Genomic DNA, 17,335 nt, shown 5'->3' with positions numbered 1-17,335 from the left:
GCCGGTCTGTAACTGCTACAGCATTGTGCGCTTATAACAGCGGGATTCAAATGTGGTGGTCAGTTTCTTTGAGTGAAGTCACATAAAACGTTCGGGCTACTCCGAAACGAGCGAGGATATAACCGGAGCCTATGGAGCGATATGCTTTCGGGTGATATGTAATTAGTCAGTACGGCTCTCGGCTTCCATCGCAAGTACTTCTTCGGGCGCATCAAATGTTTTGGCCGCACCCAGTTGCGGGAAGATTTTCGACCATAATCCGGTGATTGCTATGGCTGCAGCACCACCACCGACAACTGCGGCGACCGGACCAAACAGGACTGCGAGGCCACCGGTCAACGCGTCTCCCAGTTCGTTTGATGCACTGATGGTCAACTGGCTGACGGCGCTGACCCTGCCCCGGCGGTCATCGGGTGTGTGCAGCTGGATCAGCGATGACCGCACATACACACCGAACATGTCGGCCGCGCCGCAGATCGCCAGACACAGCATTGACAGCCACAGGACTTTGCTCAGCCCAAAGCCGATAGTGCCAATGCCGAACACCACCATTGCGGCCAGCATCAGGTTGCCGACGTTTTTGGACAGCGGTGCAAATGAAAACGTGATCGCAACCAGAACCGCGCCCACGGCCGGTGACGCGGCCAGCAGAGACAAACCGATTTCGCCCTCTCCGAGAATATCCTTGGCGAACACCGGAATCATCGCGGTGGCACCGGCGAGGAACATCACGAACAGATCCAGTGTGATCGCACCCAGCACCAGTTTGTTCGACCAGACGTAGGCCATGCCATCGACCAACTGGCGCACCGGGCCTTTGCTGCGGTCGATTTTGCTGCGCGGTACGGGGCCAATCATGAAGACGCAGATCGTGGCCACCGCATAGAGTGCCGCGCACAGGAAGTAGGGCACGGCGGGCCCGATTTTATAAAACGGCCCGGCCAGCCCCGGCCCCGCTATCACGCCAACCTGCCAGGCGATGGTCGACAGGGCGATAGCGCGCGGCAGTGAGGCTTTGGGTACAAGGTTGGGCGCCAGTGACGAAATTGCCGGACCCAGGAAAGCCCGGCAGATACCCAGTAACACGGCGATAAAGTAGATCCAGTTGAGGGTTATTAGATTGCTCAGGGTGAGTATCGCCAGGAACAGCGCAATAACTGTTTGTGCTGCCAGCACCGCACGGGCCACCCAGCGCCGGTCCAGGTGGTCGGCGACCCAGCCCGTCACTGGTGTCAGGATGAATAGTGGCACAAATTGCAGCAAACCCAGCAGCCCCAGAATACCGGCAGATGCGGAGATGCCCATGTCTTCCCGTGCCAGATTGTAGGCCTGCCAACCCAGAATGAGCAGCAATGCATATAGCGCCACCATCGACGACAATCGCGATAGCCACAGATAGCGATAGTTGGGAATCGTGAAAGGGTGTGGGGCGTGTGGTTCAGTCATTCCGGTCTAGCCGCAAACAGTGAAAGGCGCAACATACCCTAGTGCGCGGGTATGTGCAGCATCGAGTATTCTAATCCTCGATAATTTCGTGGCGTACATGCACTGCCACGCTTCGTGGTCGTATTGTCAGGCCCCGCGCCAGATAGTGTGCCTTGGTGAACGCAGCGCCATATAGCAATATCAGTGAGGAGTAGTTTACCCACAGTAGTAAGAGCACTAGAGAGCCCGCCGCGCCATAGGTTGATGCCGTTGCCGTGTGACTCAGGTAAAGCGCGATCAGCGAGCGGCCTAGGGTGAACAGGACAGCCGTCAGCACTGAACCGAGAGCGACGTCCCGCCACGAAAGGTACACATCCGGTAGCACCTTGAATATGGTGCCGAACAGTAAGGACGTAACCAGGATGGACAGCGCCGCTTCGGAGGCACTGAACGCGACGTCATACCAGGGCAGCCAGCCCTGGGCATTGTCCAGTATCACACGCAGACCCACGCTGAGCGAGAGCGATACCAGCATAATAAAGCCTATTGCCAGTACGATCGTCAGCGACGTGAGTCTACTCCTTATTAGCGCGACCACGCTGTTGCGCGATGGCTTGGGAACAACGTTCCAGATCGAGTTGAGCGAATTCTGCATCTGTCCGAAAACGGTTGTCGCGCCCAACAGCATCGCCAGTATTCCCGCAAGCGTGGCGAGCAATCCACCATCTTTGAGACTCGATTGTGCGACCGCGGTCTGGACGGTCTTTGCCGCCTCCGCACCGACGACCTCATTGAGCTGTGTTGCAATCTGACCCTGTGCGGCTTCCTCGCCAAAAAACACGCCGATCACACTGACGGCGACTATCATCACCGGCGCAATCGAAAACAGCGTGAAGAAGGCCAGCGAGCCAGCATTGGCAAAGGCATTGCTTTGCAGCCAGATGCTGGCGGCGTCTTTCAGGATGTTGAGCCAGTATTTGAACCGTTCGATTCTTGTCACCGCGATGGTTGCCTAACGGGAGAATTCACCCACCGGCGCAAACCCCGTTGTTATTCGCCGGCGAGCATTGTCAGCAACGCCTGCCAGCTTTGCGCATCGGCATGTGCATCATACGCCAGCGGCATTTCGTACTCCTCGCCCTTCGCGGTAGCGTCAGGGTTGGTAAATCCATGCATAACACCGGGAAAACTCAACAACTCCAGTTCTGCCCCGGCCTTGCTCATCTCGACGACAAAATCGCCTACCTGTTGCGCCGGTACCATCGGGTCATCGGCACCGGTGGCGACCAGTAACCTGGCTTTAATGACGCCCGGGTCGACTGGCTGCTCAGTGCCAAGGCTGCCGTGGAAGCTGGCCACGCCGGCGAGATTGGCGCCGCTGCGGGCCTGATTTAACACCACTGCGCCACCAAAACAGTACCCGATGGCAAAGTGACGCTTTGGATCGACATTCGGCGCACTTGCCAGTAGTGACAAGGCGGCATTGAACCGGGCATTCATCGACTCAGGGTTTGCCAGAGCGGCGCTCATAAATGCCTTCGCATCTTTGGGATGCTGCGCGACTTTGCCATGGCCGTACATATCAACCGCGACGGCGCTGTAACCCGCGTCGGCAAGTTGTCGCGCGCGACTTCGCGTGTAGTCGTCCATCCCCCACCACTCATGGACAACGACAACACCGGCGGTCGGTTGTGTGATGGTATCGTCGTAGTACAGCACCGCGCTGCCAAGACCATCTTCTAACTGCACCTGTTTCTCGACAATGTCGGCCGATGCTGGCGCGGCCAGTAACGACGCGCACAACAGCGCACACAACCCTGAAAACTTGTATATGTTCATATCTGAGGCTCCTCACAGCGCAAGCAGTGTTAGTAGAATCCAGCACAGTTGTCGAGGCCTGTAGCCCCATCCCAAGGGGGCGCACGGCGCTACTGTGTTTTCTGTTTCAGTTTGCACGAGTATAGGTGAAATATGTCGCGGCAGCACGGTCAGTCGCTCCACCAGTTGATCTCAATGGCGGGTCAGCGTCGATACGCAGCCTGTATTTTCAGCAGTGCACCGTGTAATCCGTGTAGTGCTGGACGGTCATTGTAGGATTTTCACTCGCGTGGAAAAGCCTACATGGAATTCAGCTTTGCTCTCATTGCCTGAGCCGCGCGCTGCCTCCTTGAAGGTAGTGCGGGCAATCCGCCAGCCCACTATCGCCGGGGCTTTAGCGCTTTTCAAGCAGACGATTGGGCGCCGCGCTGGCAGGCTGGCACGCATATTGCTCCCTCCCTGTTGTAGTCCGCTGAAGTTGTGACTTGAGCAGACAGATAATCTTTTTCAAACAACTGGAGACCAACCGATGTCATTAGTAGACTCAGTGAGCAAAGCTATCCAAACCAAGATTGATGAACTGGATAAGCAGGTCGAGGCCGAACAGAAAGAAGCGGATCGCAAAATGGCCGCGGCTGAAAACGAAAAAGCCAAAGCCGATGTCCAGTCAGATATCAAGAAGAACATTGAGAGCTTGCAGGGCCAGATTGACGATGCGAAGCAGCAGCTGGCGGAAGCGAAAGAAGCGAGCGAGGAGCGCCTGGAACATCTGAAGCAAGCATTTATTGGTTCTTGAAGCTCTCGTCCATTTTCTGCCTCCGTATAGCGGAAATATCTGCCAATGGTGATGGCGATACACAATGGCTATCGCTCGCATAAGGAAATGCAAATTTACCTCATAGGTCGGTGCAGTATACTCAATTGTGCTTAGTTGAAAGTCACACTGGTCGTGAAAGAGGCTTGCCGCCGGGAAACGGTGTGCAGGCCGCTAGTGGAGGTCGAACTGCGGCCACGACTTTACTGTTGTTCTTGAAATCACATTGGGAGATAGCAATGGACGGAAACGAAAACAATACTGCCGGAAAGTGTCCGGTGATGCACGGCGGCAATACAACCAGTGGAAAGTCAGTGACAGGCTGGTGGCCGAACGCGCTGAACTTCGACATCCTGCACCAACACGATACCAAGACCAATCCGCTGGGTGCTGATTTCGATTACCGCGAAGCCTTGAAAAAGCTCGATGTGGAGGCGCTGAAAAAGGATGTTCATGCGCTCATGACAGACAGTCAGGAGTGGTGGCCGGCCGACTGGGGTCACTATGGCGGCTTGATGATCCGTATGGCCTGGCACTCGGCAGGCTCCTACCGCCTCGCTGATGGTCGCGGTGGTGGTGGTACTGGTAATCAGCGCTTTGCGCCGCTGAATTCCTGGCCGGATAACGTCAGCCTTGATAAGGCGCGCCGACTGTTGTGGCCGATAAAAAAGAAGTATGGTAACAGCCTCAGCTGGGCCGACCTGATAATTCTGGCCGGGACCATCGCGTATGAATCCATGGGGCTGAAGACGTTTGGTTTTGCATTCGGGCGCGAGGATATCTGGCACCCCGAGATGGATACCTACTGGGGGTCCGAACAGGAATGGCTCGCTGACAGCGATGCGCGTTATGGCGATCTCGAAGACCCGTCCACCATGGAGAATCCACTGGCCGCAGTGCAGATGGGTTTGATCTATGTCAATCCCGAAGGTGTCAATGGCAAGCCGGATCCCTTGAAAACAGCGCAGCATGTGCGCGAGACATTCGCGCGCATGGCGATGAATGATGAGGAGACAGCTGCGCTGACTGCCGGAGGCCATACCGTTGGCAAAACCCATGGCAATGGTGATGCAAGCCTGCTCGGAGCCGCACCAGAAGCCGCGGGTATCGAAGAGCAGGGGCTGGGTTGGCGCAATCCCACTGGCAGCGGAAAGGGTCGCGACACGATAACCAGTGGCATCGAGGGCGCCTGGACAACACACCCCACTCAATGGGACAACGGCTATTTCGATCTGCTGTTAGGCTACGACTGGTGGACCCAGAAGTCGCCCGCGGGCGCCTGGCAATGGGAACCGATAGGCATCAAAGAGGAGGACATGCCGGTCGATGTGGAGGACCCCTCTATCCGCTGTAAGCCGATCATGACCGACGCCGATATGGCGATGAGGTACGACCCGATCTATCGCGAGATCTGTGAGCGCTTTGCCAAAGACCACGCTTACTTCTCTGAGACTTTCGCGCGTGCCTGGTTCAAATTGACCCATCGCGATATGGGTCCCCGGGCGCGCTATGTTGGGCCCGATGTGCCGGCTGAAGAACTGATCTGGCAGGATCCGATTCCCGCGGGCAGCACCGATTTCGATACAGGTGCCATCACCGAGCGACTTGCGCAAAGCGGTTTGAGCCTGAGTGAAATGATTGCGACAGCCTGGGACAGCGCCCGCACTTATCGGGGTTCTGATATGCGTGGTGGCGCCAATGGCGCGCGTATTCGCCTTGCTCCGCAGAAGGATTGGGAGGGCAATGAGCCCGAGCGTCTGGCCAAGGTGCTGGGTGTTCTCGAAAGTATCGCAACCGACACCGGTGCAAGCCTGGCGGATGTGATCGTGCTGGCTGGTAACTACGGTGTTGAGCAGGCCGCCAAAAAAGCGGGTTTTGAGGTGAGTGTTCCCTTCAGCCCCGGCCGTGGCGATGCCACCGAGAAGATGACCGACGCCGAGTCCTTTGACGCACTGGAACCTCTTGCCGATGGTTATCGTAACTGGCTGAAAAAGGAGTACACCGTCAGTCCCGAGGAGATGATGCTGGATCGCACTCAGTTGATGGGTTTGACTGGCGTTGAAATGACGGTTCTGGTTGGCGGCATGCGCGTGCTGGGGACGAATCACGGCGGTAGTCCGCACGGTGTGTTCACTGACCGCGTTGGTGCGCTGACACAGGATTTCTTCATTAACCTGACGGACATGGGAAATTCCTGGCATCCAACCGGTGACGGACTCTTTGAGATACGCGACCGTCAATCGGGCGAGGTGAAATGGACGGCAACGCGCCTGGATCTGGTGTTCGGCTCTAATGCCATCCTGCGTGCCTATGCAGAAGTGTACGCACAGGATGACAACGCTGCGAAGTTCGTGAATGACTTTGTCGCCGCCTGGACGAAAGTTATGAACGCGGATCGTTTCGATCTGGTGTAATCGCCAATGGCATCCCCGCAGCGCTCTCGCGGTTCGGGGATGCCTTGTATTTGTGTGTCGCCTTCAGCGGCTGTCCCGGTGGTTTTTTATTGTGCGGTGATGCGCATAGTCACAGCAACAGCAACAGCAACAGCAACAGCAACAGCAACAGCAACCGCAACCGCAACCGCAACCGCATGTACGCGCATTGCGCTGGCCTGCTCTCGTATTTTTTTTGCGCTTCTGTTCCGGATTTGATTCTAAAGTGTTGCTCTGCTCCTGATGCTGCGTGTATGGTTGTGGCGCTGTACCACACCTGACCCAACAACTTTTTTAGAGAGCATACAATGAGAAAAATCACCTGCTTACTGGCGTCCCTGGCGCTATCAACATTTGCTGTTGCCGATACCCCTGCACCTAGAACTGACCGAGTGTTGACACAGGCGGAGCAGCAGGCGCTCACACCTGATCAGGTGCTTGAGCGTCTCAACGGCGGCAACGGCCGGTTCGTCAGTGGCGATCTGACTACCCGTAATCATTCCTCACTGGTGCGCGACGCCGCTGCCGGACAGGCACCCAAGGCGATGATACTGTCCTGTGTCGATTCCAGAGTGCCGGTCGAAGATATCTTCGATCAGGGCATAGGCGACATTTTTGTCGCCAGGGTTGCCGGCAATATAGAAAACACTGACATATTGGGCAGCATTGAATTTGCCACCAAAGTCTCGGGCGCCAAATTGATTGTCGTGCTGGGACATGAGAGTTGTGGTGCGATCAGGGCGGCTATCGACAATGTCCAGCTGGGCAACATTACTGCGCTGCTGGAGAACATCAAGCCCGCTGTAGAGGCCTTGTCTGATTACCCGGGCGAGCAGACCTCGTCTAACCCCGAATTCGTTCACCTCGTTGCGGAAAAAAATGTTGAGTTGACGATACAGAATATTCTCGAGAAGAGCCCCATCGTTGCCGAAATGGTCGAGTCCGGGCAAGTCGCTATCGTTGGCGGTGTCTACGACTTGCACTCTGGCGAGGTTGAACTGCTCAACTAGGGCTGTACCTGTGCCCAGCACCGATCTACTGTGCTGGGCTAAACTCCTGCGCTCTGTCTGCTGCATCCTATCGACCACGTGTCAGTGATAGCCGCATTACCAGAGCCAGGATTTTTGCATTTTCACACAGTGCTTGAACGTATCAAACCTCCTTTCTACCGCGCCTTAAGGGCGGAACTCTGGTCGCTGATCGACGGTACTCGCCGGGTGCAGGTTACCCAGATGATCCAGGTGGCGTCTGCGCAGCAGTAGTTCCTGTTCCGCAAGTTGTAGCTGCGCGGGTGGCAGTCTGCCGGTACTGACCAGTTCCCACAGTTTGCGACTGCTAAGATTCTTCACATCGATGGTTTGCCGACTGTCCATAATCATATCCTCTGTTGTCTGCTCGTTTGTCTCTTTGTATTGCCAGTCGGGGTGAGTATGGTCAGCGAAGATGAATGCGAAGTGACAGATAATTGAAAATTTTGTCATTCTACACTGGGGTTTCAGGCGGTTTTGGGTGGCGATAGCGATCACTCTGTGCAATTCTTACGCCCCCAAAACAATCAACAGGAGCGAACCGTGGCTGGATTCGACAAGGTGGTAGGCAGTTACGAGGAGGCGCTGGACGGTCTCGTGGATGGCATGACAATTATTGCTGGTGGCTTTGGTCTGTGCGGGATACCGGAGAATCTCATCAAGGAGATAAAACGCCGAGGCACGAAAGGCCTGACCATTGCATCCAACAATGCCGGTGTCGATGGCAAGGGGCTGGGCCTGCTGCTGGAAGACAAGCAGATCAAAAAGATGATCGCCTCCTATGTCGGTGAGAATGCGCTGTTTGAAGCTCAGATGATGAGCGGCGAACTTGAAGTGGAGCTTACGCCGCAGGGTACGCTGGCGGAAAAAATGCGCGCTGGCGGCGCCGGAATTCCCGCGTTCTATACCGCAACCGGCTACGGTACACCTGTTGGTGAGGGCAAAGAGGTGCGTGAATTCAATGGTCGGCATTACATTCTTGAGGAGTCGCTGCAGGGCGACTTCGCAATAGCCAAAGCGTGGAAGGCTGACCGCTTTGGCAATTTGATGTTCCGCAAGACGGCTCGCAACTTCAATCCGATGGCGATTACCGCGGGTAAAATCGCTGTGGTTGAGGTGGAAGAAATAGTCGAGGTGGGAGAATTGGACCCGGATGAGATACACCTTCCCGGCATATACGTAAACCGTCTCATAAAGGGTACGTTTGCGAAAGATATTGAACAGCGTACTGTGCGCAGCGCATAAGGAGGATTGACATGGCTTTGACTCGCGATCAACTGGCGCAACGTGTTGCCCAGGAATTTCAGGATGGATACTACGTTAATCTCGGTATTGGTATTCCCACATTGGCAGCCAATTTTATCCCCGAGGGTATGCAGGTAATGCTGCAGTCGGAGAACGGCTTGCTCGGCATGGGGCAGTTTCCCCTCGAGGAAGAAGTGGATGCCGACCTCGTCAATGCCGGCAAGCAGACTGTAACCATGGTGCGCGGAGCATCGCTGTTTGATTCAGCAGAGTCCTTTGCGATGATTCGCGGCGGCCATGTTGACCTGACCGTATTGGGTGCATTCGAAGTCGATTGCCAGGGCAATATTGCGTCCTACATGATTCCGGGCAAGATGATCAAAGGCATGGGAGGTGCAATGGATCTGGTCGCTGGCGCGGAGAATATCGTCGTTACGATGACCCACGCATCCAAGTCCGGCCAATCGAAATTGCTGGCTGAGTGCACGCTTCCGCTGACCGGCAAGGGCTGCATCAAACGCGTGTTGACGGACCTCGCATTGCTGGATATCGAAGGTGGCAAGTTTGTACTGCGCGAGCGCGCGCCCGGCGTCAGTATTGAGGAGATCGTCAATCTCACTGAAGGCGAGCTGGTTGTTCCCGATGACGTCCCCGAAATGCGGGTCTAGGACGCTTACCGGCATTGTCTGATCACTCGGGCTGCGTGAGAATCCCTTCGGATCTGACAGTGGGCTGCCACCTGCGCGATTACTTCTTGTTTGTAACCCGCTGAATTGTGCGACAATTAGCGGGTTAACAATTTGAATAATTACTCGGAGAGATGGTATGGGCGCAAAGCCGACGATTTATTACACACTGACCGATGAGGCTCCGGCGCTGGCCACCTGCTCATTGCTACCCATTGTCAGGGTTTTCTCACAGGCGGCGGGTATTGAGATCGAAGTGACGGATGTGTCTCTTGCCGGGCGTATCCTGGCAGCGTTTCCGGAGCAGTTGAGCGAAGATCATCGTGTCGTGGACGGCCTGGCCTTTCTGGGCGAACTGACCCAGCAACCCACCGCCAATATCATCAAGCTGCCCAATATCAGTGCATCCATACCGCAGTTGAAAGAGTGTATCGCTGAGTTGCAGTCGCAGGGCTACGCGGTGCCTGACTTCCCGGATAACCCCCACTCCGATGAGGAGCGTCGTGCAGCTGAGCGCTACTCGAAAGTACTTGGCAGCGCGGTCAATCCAGTACTGCGCGAGGGCAACTCCGATCGACGCGCACCGGCCGCAGTGAAAGCGTTTGTGAGGAAGTACCCGCACTCGATGGGCGCGTGGAGTAAGGCCTCTACCACCCATGCTGATTACATGCGCTCGGGTGATTTCTTTTCCAGTGAGCAATCTGTCACTGTGGATGCACCCACCGATGTTCGAATCGAATTTGTGTCCCCCGACGGCGAGGTGCAGCTGAAGAAAGCCTTGAGTCTGGAAGCTGGCGAAGTGCTGGACAGCATGTTTATGAGCTGCGACGCGCTGGAACAGTTTTTTGAAGAGAGTATGAATGACGCCAGAGAGACGGGTGTCATGTGGTCTCTGCATGTGAAAGCGACCATGATGAAGGTGTCGCACCCCATAGTTTTCGGTCACGCGGTCAAGGTGTTCTACAAGGACGTGTTCGAGAAATACGCACAACTGTTCAAGGAGCTGGAAGTCAATCCCAACAACGGCATAGGCAGTGTGTATGACAAGATTGCCCACCTGCCCGCTTCGCAGCGTGAGGAAATTGAGCAGGATATTCAGGCCTGTTACTCACAGCGTCCGGAACTGGCGATGGTGGACTCGGTAAAAGGTATCTCTAACCTCCATGTACCCAGCGATGTGATTGTCGATGCCTCTATGCCAGCGATGATTCGCAGCTCCGGGCAAATGTGGGGCCCGGATGGCAAGCTGAAGGACACCAAGGCCGTGATGCCCGAAAGCACCTATGCGCGTATTTACCAGGAGGTTATCAACTTCTGTAAGACCAATGGTGCATTCGAACCGACAACGTTGGGTACGGTACCCAATGTGGGCCTGATGGCGAAAAAGGCGGAAGAGTACGGCTCACACGACAAAACCTTCGAAGTGGCAACAGCGGGCACAATGCGCGTGGTCGACGCCAACGGTGCAGTGCTGATGCAGCACCAAGTCGAAGCCGGTGATATTTGGCGCGCCTGCCAGACCAAGGATGTGGCGATTCGCGACTGGGTGAAGCTGGCCGTTACGCGGGCACGTCAGTCAGATACGCCGGCAGTGTTCTGGCTGGACGAGGAGCGGGCGCACGACAGACAGTTAAAGGCAAAGGTTGAGCGGTATTTGCAGGATCATGATACAACCGGGCTGGATATCCGCATTATGGGCTATAACGAGGCCATTCGCCTGTCCATGGAGCGGATGAAACGCGGGCTCGACACTATCTCGGTGACGGGCAATGTACTGCGCGACTACCTGACAGATCTGTTCCCCATTATTGAATTGGGAACATCGGCCAAGATGTTGTCTATCGTACCGATGCTCAACGGCGGTGGAATGTACGAAACCGGTGCTGGAGGCTCGGCTCCCAAGCATGTACAACAAATTGAAGAGGAAAACCACCTGCGTTGGGATTCGCTCGGCGAGTTTCTGGCACTGGCGGTATCGCTGGAAGATATGGGGCTGAAGCAGGACAACCCACGCGCTTTACTGTTGGCCAAGACGCTGGATCAGGCAACTGCGACACTGCTAGAGAATAACAAGTCGCCCTCGCGCAAGACGGGAGAACTGGACAACCGCGGCAGCCATTTTTATCTGGGCCTGTATTGGGCCGAAGCAGTGGCGGCCCAGAGTGAGGACACCGCGCTTGCCGAACAGCTGGCGCCACTGGCGAAAACCCTGCGAGAGAATGAAGACAAAATCATCGCTGAGTTGGCTGCCGTGCAAGGGGAACCCGCGCAACTGGATGGCTACTATCACACGCGCCGTGATACCGTGAAAAAGGTGATGCGGCCAAGTGCCACACTGAATCAGATTTTGGCGCAGCACGCGGCGTGATGTGGCAACGGGCCGGCACACCTGCGGCCCTGTAAGTCGTGAACATAGATCACACTGTTAGGTGAGAGCGGGGGGAGCGATCGTGACCCGGACAATAAAACCCAGCCAAAGCGCCGGTTCTACCAAAGCGTCATTACTCGTCGAGACCATCGGTCGTGCCTTCGACAGTACCGTCGAGCGGTACCCCGAGGCACTTGCGCTGGTGGTTCGCCACCAGAATATCCGCTGGACGTACCGGGAATACCAGCGAGAGATTGATAGGCTCGCCTGTGGCCTGCTGGCGCTGGGTATTGCACCGGGTGACAGGGTCGGAATCTGGTCGCCGAACTGTTACGAGTGGTGCCTGACGCAATTTGCCACGGCAAAAATCGGCGTAATTATGGTGTGTCTGAATCCCGCCTACCGACTATTTGAGCTGGAGTATGCACTCAACAAGGTGCAGTGCCGGGCGATTATCTCTGCGGAGGCTTTTAAGTCCAGTGATTATCTCGGAATGTTGCGGGAACTCGCCCCGGAATTAACACGCTGTGCACCCGGACAGTTGAAGTCTGCCAGGTTGCCCTCTCTCACCACGGTGATACGCACGGGGGGCGATGCCTCAGAGGGGATGTTCAATTTTGATCAGGTTTGCGCGATGGGTGGTAACGCCGAACGTCGGAATTTGCGCGAGATAGCCGTGCGGCTCAGCCCCACAGACCCGGTGAATATTCAGTTCACCAGTGGCACCACGGGTAGCCCCAAAGGCGCCACACTCACCCATATGAATATTCTGAACAACGGTAAGCTCGTGGGTGATGGTATGCGACTTACCCGTGATGACATCCTGTGCATTCCGGTGCCGCTATACCATTGTTTCGGCATGGTCATGGGCAATCTGGCCTGTATTACACACGGGTCGGCGGCTGTTTTTCCGGCAGAGACATTTGAACCGGAAGCGGTGCTGCAGGCCGTTGCGCAGGAGCGCTGTACTGCGCTGCATGGCGTACCCACCATGTTTATCGCCGAACTCGACCATCCCCGCTTTGGCGACTTCGATCTCAGCAGTTTGCGCACCGGCATTATGGCGGGAGCGCCGTGTCCAGTCGAAGTGATGCGGCGGGTACTCGATGAGATGCATATGAGTGAAGTGCTTATAGCCTATGGACAGACAGAAACCAGTCCAGTCAACCATATGACATCCGCCGACGATGCCATTGATAAACGGGTGGGTAGTGTGGGCAGGGCCGCACCGCACTGTGAGATCAAGATAATTGATCCGGACGGTGCGGTAGTGCCGGTAGGGGAGCAGGGCGAGATCTGTTGTCGCGGCCATTCTGTAATGCGGGGGTACTGGGATGATGAGGAACGTACCGCCCAGACGATAGACAGCGAGGGCTGGCTGCACTCCGGTGACCTCGGGGTGATGGATGAGCAGGGGTATCTCCAGATCACCGGGCGTATCAAGGACATGATTATCCGCGGTGGCGAGAATATTTATCCGCGCGAGGTGGAGGAGTTTCTGTATACCCACCCGGATATTCAGGAGGTCCAGGTGTTCGGTATACCCGATGCTCGCTACGGCGAGCAGGTGTGTGCCTGGATCAAGTCGCGTGAAGGACAGTCTCTGAGTGAGGAGAGTGTGCGCGCGTTCTGCCGCGGACAGATCACCCATTTCAAGGTGCCACATCTGATCCGTTTCGTGGAGGATTTCCCGATGACGGTAACCGGCAAGATACAAAAATTTGTGATGCGCGAGCAGATGCTTGCGGAGCAGTCAGTGGACCATTAACGTCCGCATTGCGGCGCGCTTACAGCGAGCCGCAGTCTACGGGGTCCATCGCATCAATCCACTGCGCTATCAGTTCGACACCCTCGGGGTGGATGATAGAGCGGCCGATTTCCGGCATGCGCACCTCAAGGGCATTGGAGTCCATTCGGAATACCAGAATGGATTCTTCAGAACTTCCCGGCACGATATCGTAACCGAGGTTCCCGGTGCCTGGCCCAGCAGCTACTGGCGGTTTACATTCGCCCACTTCCGGGCCGAATGGCAGGAAGTAGTTGAGGTACAGGCCTGAGGTGTCACCGGCGCCGCCCGGCGAATGGCAGTGCGCGCAGTTGACATCGAGGTAGCCTCTGGCGCGAGCATCGAGGTCCGCGCTGGTGTCTTCCCACAGTGGAATACTGGGTATCGATGCAGTGTCCGTGGGTGCGCCGCTCAGGATACCCTCTGCTGTCCAGTGGTCGAGTTGATTGGCGGTGCCGCTGTCGTAGTCGAAATCCTTGTTGAGCGATCGCGCGGTCGGGCCCAGGGGCAGCATATTATCCTCGCCGTGGCAGTTGGCGCAGTTATTGGTGTTGGGGATGACGTAGTTGGTGGATCGGGGCAGGCCGTCCTCGTCGATCCAGTTCACCGGCTGCGTGCCACCGGTCACCGTCAATACGGCATCCGATTTATCGCTATTCCAGATGTAGGGCAGCGCAACCCAGCCGGTGTTGCGCCGGATCATCAGGCGCGTTTCGATAATATCCTGTGCACTGTTGTCATCGCGCAAGTCGGCCTGGATAGTGAAGGTCTTGGCGATGATGGTACCCACCGGAAAGTCGAAGGCCTCCGTATCCCGGTAAGCCGCTTTTGCGCCATCGGGGACGAATACAAAGCGATACTTGTTGGCATAATCTGTGAACAGTGGTGTGTTTAGGTCATAGATGACACCGTCATTGGCGTTGTTCAGCGGATTGCTGGCATCTGCAAACAGGCGATAGTCCGACAAGTTGGGACAGTTCGCCAGATAGGCCTGAGCGTTCATGCCATCACCCTCCACATCACAGAACTCGATCGGGTTGGGCTCGGTGGGGTTGTCAGGGTCGACCGGTGGCTCCAGTACGATGGGCGGCAGCGAAGCGTGGCTGCAGTCGAAAAGCGCGGGGTCAGTGGATAAAGCAGGACTGCCAGGGACAATACCCAGGATGGTCGTGATATTGAATGTTCCTATATCGCCTTCTGGGGCATTGTTTACGATACAAATCGCCTGGCTTTCGGTTAATCCATCGGGAAACTCTACCAATAAGCCGCCGTCGGTACCCACCCCTGAGCTGTCATAAAAATTGGCCGGGGGCTGTGAAAATACGCTTCCGACAAGTTCAGCATCGCCTTGTGGATCGTAGGCGTTATTGATCATGGTGTTGTCGTGAATATAGATTTTCTCAGGGACAGGGTCGTACGTTGGTTTACTGACCCCTACATCCACGAAGTAGTAACTCACGATGATTGTTCCAAATGACTGGTTGCCAGAGATGACATTGCCAAAGGCCTCGATATCGTCATTGGCCATGATCATCAGGCCGGTACCAGTAGGTACGGTGCCGACGATATTCCCGGCCGGGGCAAAGTTTGGTTCGTTGTTGTCGACGATCAGGTTGTTGAAGACGCGGGTTGCTTCTCCACCCTGAATAGGAGGGCCAGGCAGATCAAAAACCAGAATGCCGCCGGTATTCCCTGTTGTGTGGTTATCGTAGACATCGGCAAACTTGGAGTTCTCAATCTCGATGCCGGCCACGTTCTCATACACGTAGTTGCGCCGTACGATGATATTTTCGGATTGCCCGACGTAAACGCCGGCATCACTGGCGCCACGCACCTCCGAATCCTCAATCAGCACATTGCGGGTCTGCACCGGATACAGGCCGTAGGGGCCGTTGTTCTCATCGGGGCCGTTTGTCCACTCCACCCGCACCCGGCGAATTGTGACGCCGTTGGTGCCTTCAATTTTAATGGCATCGCCGGGGGTGTCCTCGACGGCGAGGTCTTCCGCGACGAAGTTGTTGCCGGTGACCAGAATGCCCTGTGAGCCGTTGGTCTGGCCAGCAAAATTCAGCACTGTGCCGCCCTCTGCTGTCATGCCCTGACCGCGCAGTACAATGTTGTCGACACTGCTGCTGAGTTCACCGGTAAAGTTGTAAGTGCCTGCGGGCAGTTCAATAATCGTTTTAGGCTGTGCGCCTATCAGTGCTGCTAACGCGCGTGTTTCCAGATCGGGCCCGGCAGCAAGTTTCACCAGCTTGTAGCCGGGAAACTCCGGGTCGTCGAAACCGCACTGTGGCATATCGCACATCGCAACACACTGCCTGGCATCGAGCACTGTAATTACGCCGTCTCCATCGATATCCAGTGGGTCACCCGGGAGGGCTGGTGTGCCCTTGGCCATGCCGATCGCGGCAATGTCATCCGCATCCACTATCATGTCGCCGTCTGCGTCGCAGGTTTTTGGCACTGGCCCGGCACATTGTGAGTGGCTGAGGCTACTGACAGTAAGTAGTGACAGTGCAACGAGGATTCCAGACAGAAGATGCATTGGCGCGCTCCGGGTAGTGCTTGTTATTGGCGTGTCAGGGGACTGGGCTTGCTTACGCTATGGCTGCCAAGCCAGCCGAGTATGCCACCCAGTACCAGCAGCAGTGTCCCCGGTAGCGGGATCGCGCCGACGGTTGCCGGGCGGTCGGTAGAAACTGCAAGCGCAGTGCCTGTCGCATCCGAGAGTATAGCGCCGTTCACAATATCCAGGCTGGTTGTTGCACCGGGATTGAGATTGAGTACGTCGAAACTCAGCGAGGCCAGCAGAAACGTATCCGGTTGCAGCGCATTCAGGCTGGCTGGCAACAGCAGGCTGATTTCCGCCAGATTGACTGCGCCACCCACATCGCCGCCACTGACATCGAGCGCGGTAAACCCGGCGAGGTCACCGAGGAAGTGCCCGAGGCTGTAGTCGACAAAGGACAAGACCGAGGCATCGTAGCTTACCGAGAGATCGAATGCGCCGAGCGAGCTGGGGCTGAAGTCCCCAAGCCCGCTGACGAAGAGCTCGAATGACACGGTGTCCCCATTGCTGGCAACGCTGGTGCCGGGTTGCAGGCTCAGCAGCGCAGCATGCGATGCAGGAGCCTGCGCGAGACCAACGATGGCGAGAGCCGCGAGAAAGGTTTTAATGCGGGGTAGGGTAGGCAAAGTTCCGGCGCTCCTGATAGTTTTATTGTACTGGCGCTCTTGTCGAGCGAGTCAGGCATTGCAGTGGTGACCAATTATCAGGAGAAAGAATGCAATATATGCGCCACCATGGTGCATTGTACTTAAAAACTAACGACTTATGCGTGGTTTGTGACGCGTTGTCTTATCCCCGGAGCTGGAGACTGTAAAAAATCCTGACACAGCCCGATGTTTATTTACGCGGTGGCAAACCGTGTACCAGCGTCAGTGATATAAGGTCAGCGCCGGCTCTCCGATGCTCGGACAGCGCTTGATAATCGGGGTCGTTATACCAGCCCTCGGCCGCGGCCTCCGACGGAAACTGGAAAATGATCATGCGGCCGGGCCTGGGGTCAGCTCCCTCGAGGTGCTTGATGTTGTCATCGAAGGTGATAAAGGAGCCGCCGTGCTTTTTCAGTAGCGGGAAAAAGCCCTTTTCATACTTCAGGTACTCTTCTTTGTCGTGAGCGACAAGGTTGGCAACGATATAAACGGGTAGGTCTGACATAGTGTATTC

General features: G+C 56.1%; 13 protein-coding genes and 1 pseudogene. 7 read left to right on the top strand and 7 right to left on the bottom strand.

The window, feature by feature from the left end; translation table 11 throughout:
• Nucleotides 1-162: 162 nt before the first annotated feature.
• The 3 genes from AC0L6S_RS09360 to AC0L6S_RS09350 all read right to left on the bottom strand — a co-directional run bounded on the left by AC0L6S_RS09360 (nucleotide 163) and on the right by AC0L6S_RS09350 (nucleotide 3,264).
• On the bottom strand, nucleotides 163-1,446 hold the full coding sequence (locus tag AC0L6S_RS09360; protein ID WP_473428217.1) for an MFS transporter: 1,284 nt from the start codon (nucleotides 1,444-1,446) through the stop codon (nucleotides 163-165).
• 70 nt (nucleotides 1,447-1,516) lie between these two features.
• Nucleotides 1,517-2,425, bottom strand: coding sequence for a YihY/virulence factor BrkB family protein (locus AC0L6S_RS09355; protein WP_473428216.1), 909 nt, complete (start codon nucleotides 2,423-2,425; stop codon nucleotides 1,517-1,519).
• A 50-nt stretch (nucleotides 2,426-2,475) separates the two neighbouring features.
• Entirely contained in the window at nucleotides 2,476-3,264 is a 789-nt protein-coding gene (locus tag AC0L6S_RS09350; RefSeq protein WP_473428215.1) for a dienelactone hydrolase family protein, read from the bottom strand.
• 526 nt (nucleotides 3,265-3,790) lie between these two features.
• Here AC0L6S_RS09350 and AC0L6S_RS09345 point away from each other — a divergent pair.
• The 3 genes and pseudogenes from AC0L6S_RS09345 to AC0L6S_RS09335 all read left to right on the top strand — a co-directional run.
• Nucleotides 3,791-4,039 carry a hypothetical protein gene (locus AC0L6S_RS09345; RefSeq protein WP_473428214.1) on the top strand — a complete coding sequence of 83 codons (249 nt, stop codon included), beginning with the start codon at nucleotides 3,791-3,793 and terminating at the stop codon, nucleotides 4,037-4,039.
• A 257-nt stretch (nucleotides 4,040-4,296) separates the two neighbouring features.
• Entirely contained in the window at nucleotides 4,297-6,471 is a 2,175-nt protein-coding gene (gene katG / locus AC0L6S_RS09340; RefSeq protein ID WP_473428213.1) for a catalase/peroxidase HPI, read from the top strand.
• A gap of 317 nt (nucleotides 6,472-6,788) precedes the next feature.
• A pseudogene (locus AC0L6S_RS09335) lies at nucleotides 6,789-7,499 on the top strand (carbonic anhydrase family protein); the annotation flags it as partial.
• A gap of 165 nt (nucleotides 7,500-7,664) precedes the next feature.
• Here the strand turns inward: AC0L6S_RS09335 and AC0L6S_RS09330 are convergent.
• The gene (locus tag AC0L6S_RS09330) at nucleotides 7,665-7,862 is read right to left on the bottom strand and encodes a hypothetical protein (protein WP_473428212.1); all 198 of its coding nucleotides are present in this window, start codon (nucleotides 7,860-7,862) and stop codon (nucleotides 7,665-7,667) included.
• 198 nt (nucleotides 7,863-8,060) lie between these two features.
• Between AC0L6S_RS09330 and AC0L6S_RS09325 the strand changes: the two genes are divergently transcribed.
• The 4 genes from AC0L6S_RS09325 to AC0L6S_RS09310 all read left to right on the top strand — a co-directional run bounded on the left by AC0L6S_RS09325 (nucleotide 8,061) and on the right by AC0L6S_RS09310 (nucleotide 13,584).
• Nucleotides 8,061-8,762: a CoA transferase subunit A gene (locus tag AC0L6S_RS09325; RefSeq protein ID WP_473428211.1), complete on the top strand. Its 702-nt coding sequence runs from the start codon at nucleotides 8,061-8,063 to the stop codon at nucleotides 8,760-8,762.
• 11 nt (nucleotides 8,763-8,773) lie between these two features.
• Complete coding sequence (locus AC0L6S_RS09320; RefSeq protein WP_473428210.1) at nucleotides 8,774-9,430, top strand: 3-oxoacid CoA-transferase subunit B; 657 nt, start codon at nucleotides 8,774-8,776, stop codon at nucleotides 9,428-9,430.
• 157 nt (nucleotides 9,431-9,587) lie between these two features.
• On the top strand, nucleotides 9,588-11,816 hold the full coding sequence (locus tag AC0L6S_RS09315) for an NADP-dependent isocitrate dehydrogenase (protein WP_473428209.1): 2,229 nt from the start codon (nucleotides 9,588-9,590) through the stop codon (nucleotides 11,814-11,816).
• 82 nt (nucleotides 11,817-11,898) lie between these two features.
• Nucleotides 11,899-13,584, top strand: coding sequence for an AMP-binding protein (locus tag AC0L6S_RS09310; protein ID WP_473428208.1), 1,686 nt, complete (start codon nucleotides 11,899-11,901; stop codon nucleotides 13,582-13,584).
• 19 nt (nucleotides 13,585-13,603) lie between these two features.
• On the opposite strand, the gene AC0L6S_RS09305 is transcribed toward AC0L6S_RS09310, so the two are convergent.
• The 3 genes from AC0L6S_RS09305 to AC0L6S_RS09295 all read right to left on the bottom strand — a co-directional run bounded on the left by AC0L6S_RS09305 (nucleotide 13,604) and on the right by AC0L6S_RS09295 (nucleotide 17,326).
• Nucleotides 13,604-16,150 (bottom strand): SO2930 family diheme c-type cytochrome, encoded by a 2,547-nt coding sequence (locus AC0L6S_RS09305; protein ID WP_473428207.1) that lies wholly within the window; start codon nucleotides 16,148-16,150, stop codon nucleotides 13,604-13,606.
• A gap of 23 nt (nucleotides 16,151-16,173) precedes the next feature.
• Nucleotides 16,174-16,800: a cohesin domain-containing protein gene (locus tag AC0L6S_RS09300; RefSeq protein ID WP_473428206.1), complete on the bottom strand. Its 627-nt coding sequence runs from the start codon at nucleotides 16,798-16,800 to the stop codon at nucleotides 16,174-16,176.
• 211 nt (nucleotides 16,801-17,011) lie between these two features.
• Nucleotides 17,012-17,326 (bottom strand): DUF1330 domain-containing protein, encoded by a 315-nt coding sequence (locus AC0L6S_RS09295; protein WP_473428205.1) that lies wholly within the window; start codon nucleotides 17,324-17,326, stop codon nucleotides 17,012-17,014.
• Nucleotides 17,327-17,335 lie beyond the last annotated feature (9 nt).

Source organism: Halioglobus sp. D3-4 (assembly GCF_055809315.1).
The sequence above is the reverse complement of the archived record's forward strand: the minus strand, read 5'-3'. Positions and strand labels throughout refer to the sequence as shown.